Source organism: Candidatus Latescibacter sp. (assembly GCA_030692375.1).
Classification (GTDB): domain Bacteria; phylum Latescibacterota; class Latescibacteria; order Latescibacterales; family Latescibacteraceae; genus JAUYCD01.
Genome location: JAUYCD010000074.1, coordinates 1 through 3227 on the forward strand (window position 1 = coordinate 1; position 3227 = coordinate 3227).

Below are 3227 nucleotides of genomic sequence, written 5' to 3' on the forward strand. Positions count from 1 at the left end.
GGCTTTCGATGTATGTTTTCAGGTTCCATTGTTATCTTTTTAACCGTCCTGTTCTCTGTTCGCCTTTAACAGACCTTTTGATGCATTCAAGTTGAATAAAAGTTTTTTACTTTTGTCGCCCTCGTCTTATTAAGGGGGGAAAAAGAAAATTGTTCCTGGTACTATGTAAACATATATTAAGATTTGACAGAATCCTCTTCCTAAATTCCCCCCTTAATAAGGGGGGATGCCGAAGGCAGGGGGGATCTTTAAAGACACAGGAGCACTCAATTTCTCTTATTTATTGTATGTTGTTGACTTAACGACATAACCGAATTATAATTTTTCAAGTATTTTTAGCGCTCATTCAATCTTGAAGGGGCTCTTGATAAATGTAATACGGGGAACTATTCAGTAATGGTCAATCAGCTTGGAGCGTTCATCAACCAGGTAGAAGCGTTTCGCGGTAAGAAATTAACCGTTGCTCAAGCCGATGAGCTAATTTCGGACGCCCAGAATATCATCCAGATTATTCATGAAATTCAAGGGGCAGCGAAACCCGTTTTGTCATCTGAAACAGTGATTGAGCTTCCCAAAGATTTCGGTTTATCCCAGAACTCTCCCAACCCCTTCAACCCCACAACCACCATCCAGTACGCCATTCCTGCCGGGAAAGGTGGATTGGTGCGATTGACTATTTATGATTCCCGGGGCAGCCTGGTGCGGACTCTGGTGGATGGTGAGCAAAATTCCGGTATGCATTCAGCAACCTGGAATGCCACCGATGATGCAGGGCGGAGAATATCAAGCGGCATTTATATTTACCAGTTGGAGGTTGGCAGCTTTACTCAGACACGGAAAATGCTATTAATGCGGTAGAAAAAAGCAAGAGGAAATGATGAAAAAGAGGCGGAGAATATCCCGCCTTTTTTTTCAGAGAAGCAGAGGGGTTTCCCCCTCTTTTGCTTGCAAGAGAGGGGGTCAGGGGGTGAGTTCTAAAAAATTGATTTTCATCGTCTCTTTGCGTTTTGTATATTTTCAAATTGTTTTGAAGATGAACTTGGAAAAAAGAAAATACCATGCAAACCGGCAAAACAGCTATACCCTCCACGTTCGACGGCGCAGAGCAGCGCATGATGTACTGTGAAGCGTCCGGCAAATCACGTCCGCTCCTTGTGGCGCTCCATACATGGAGTTACGACTATACCCAGGAAACCAGCGCCGAATATTTCAAACGCGCTGTAAGCCGTGACTGGCACTGTATTTTCCCGGATTTTCGCGGCCCCAACCGAACTCCACTTTCAACTCCATCTGGCGGGCGCACATCATTCCCATGGACATCAACGCTGGCATCCATGATGGCCACGGCGGCAAGCTTGGGGGCGCCGGCTCGGTTCCGGTCGGACACAGCATACGGGCATACAATGAGCTGGTCAAAGCCTCCGGGGGAGCAAAGCATATCATCCCCGAATGTCTGACAACGGGTTTACATCTGCATGTTTATGGAATAGATGCCGAAACGGTTTCATCGTTCCCGCGAAGCGGCAACAAGTTCGGCATGACAGTATGGAAAATATTAGACAGCCCTTGAAGCACTGACAAGTTTTTCAAAGAGCGTTTCAAACCGGTCGATCATATCGGAGTAGGAAAACTTGCGGTAAAATGTTTCAGAGGCGTTTTGCGCCAGGTTGGAACGCAGGTCATCATTTTCCAACAGGAGGTTGATCTTTTCTGCAAGGAGGTCAGGCCTCTTGATCGGAACAATCAATCCGCTTATCCCATCCTCTATGGCTTCATATACACCACCAAGTGAGGTGGCGACAATCGGTCGAGAGTAATACATCGCTTCCTGAACTACATAGGGTAATCCCTCGTAATATGAGGGCAGGACAAATATATCGAAGGCGGGGAAAAACCGATGGTGATCATTTCTTGATCCGGTAAAAATAACCGAATTTTCAACACCCAGATACTGAGCCAGTTGAACCAGATTCTGTTTATCCGTTCCGTCTCCCACCAGCACAAATTTAACATCCGGGTGTTTTCTGAGAATCTCAGTAGCCGCAGCGATCAAATCCTGTATGCCTTTACGGCTTACTAAACGGGCGACAACCCCGATCACTCTGGTTTTGGAAGCGATGTTCCATTCCTTTCTGAAACTCTGTCCTGTTGTATCGGTCGGAGCAAACTTTTTTGTATTGAGGCAATTATGGATTGCGCTGAACTTATTCATATTCAGCCACGGCTCACGGGAAAAATCATCATAGATAAGATGGGCGCACACGACCGTATGATCGATCAGGCGGCGGTAACTCCAGCGGCAGAAGATGTTATCCCCCCGCATGAGGGATAAACCTTTCATGGTCACGATGACCGGGTATTTTTTAAACCCCCGCGCCAGACTGGCCAGCCTCGCTTCCTTATCAAAATTACAAAGGACAAGATCGGTTCCGTATTTACGCTCGATCCAGGCTAATTTCGCGATCATAAGTGGAGCAATATCACCCCGTATATTCACTTTAAGAGGATTCCAGCCCAGTTCCTTCGTCCGTTTATACCAGTCCCGCCGCTCGTGACCGGCAACCAGGCAATGATGTCCCCTTTCCCGTAAACCTTCGGCGACATCGAGCATCCAGGTTTCTCCGCCACCCCAGTCCGGGTAACTGTTTAAAAACAGGATATTCAAGTACTTTTTCCGATCATAAGTCAGTATAACATCGTGAGCGATTTCACTATCGCATGGTTCAATTCCGAGAATCTGCAAAAAAGAAATATGAATATATCATGTATATTGAGCCTTTTGCATAAGTCGAGATTGTTGGAAGCAGCCCCCTTCAATACACCCCGCACGTACTTCATACGAGCGGGGACCCCGTGTCCTTCGGTTGTCAAGTCCTAAAAAATGTTTACTTTGTTGAAAAGTGATGAAATGTTGATAACTCGGATTGATTTCATTGAATCTTTGCCATTAATTGTTCCAATGCTTTTTGTGTTTCTCCATCTATCTTTCGTGGTTGTACTTTTGGTTTATAGGTGCGCCAGCGTTTTTTCAATACTCCCTGCTGCTGGTGTGCCTGATCGGGTGTTAGCCCGGATTATTCATAAACTTACATAAGTATTTTATCAACTTATTTATAAATAAATACTTATACCTACTTTGAGAAGGCAGCCCCCTAAATCCCCCAGAGGGGGACTTAACATGGTAAATATAATAACACGTAAGTGCAACATACTCAGTAAAATATCTG

The 3227-nt window shown here is 45.4% G+C and carries 3 protein-coding genes; 2 read left to right on the top strand and 1 reads right to left on the bottom strand.

Features of this window, described 5'->3' with window-relative positions; translation table 11 throughout:
• Positions 1-396 precede the first annotated feature (396 nt).
• Entirely contained in the window at positions 397-858 is a 462-nt protein-coding gene (locus tag Q8O92_04805; GenBank protein ID MDP2982632.1) for a FlgD immunoglobulin-like domain containing protein, read from the top strand.
• Between the two features lie 200 nt (positions 859-1058).
• Positions 1059-1457: a hypothetical protein gene (locus tag Q8O92_04810; protein ID MDP2982633.1), complete on the top strand. Its 399-nt coding sequence runs from the start codon at positions 1059-1061 to the stop codon at positions 1455-1457.
• Positions 1458-1555: 98 nt separating this feature from the next.
• Here Q8O92_04810 and Q8O92_04815 read toward each other — a convergent pair whose 3' ends face one another.
• Positions 1556-2665, bottom strand: coding sequence for a glycosyltransferase family 4 protein (locus tag Q8O92_04815; GenBank protein ID MDP2982634.1), 1110 nt, complete (start codon positions 2663-2665; stop codon positions 1556-1558).
• Positions 2666-3227 lie beyond the last annotated feature (562 nt).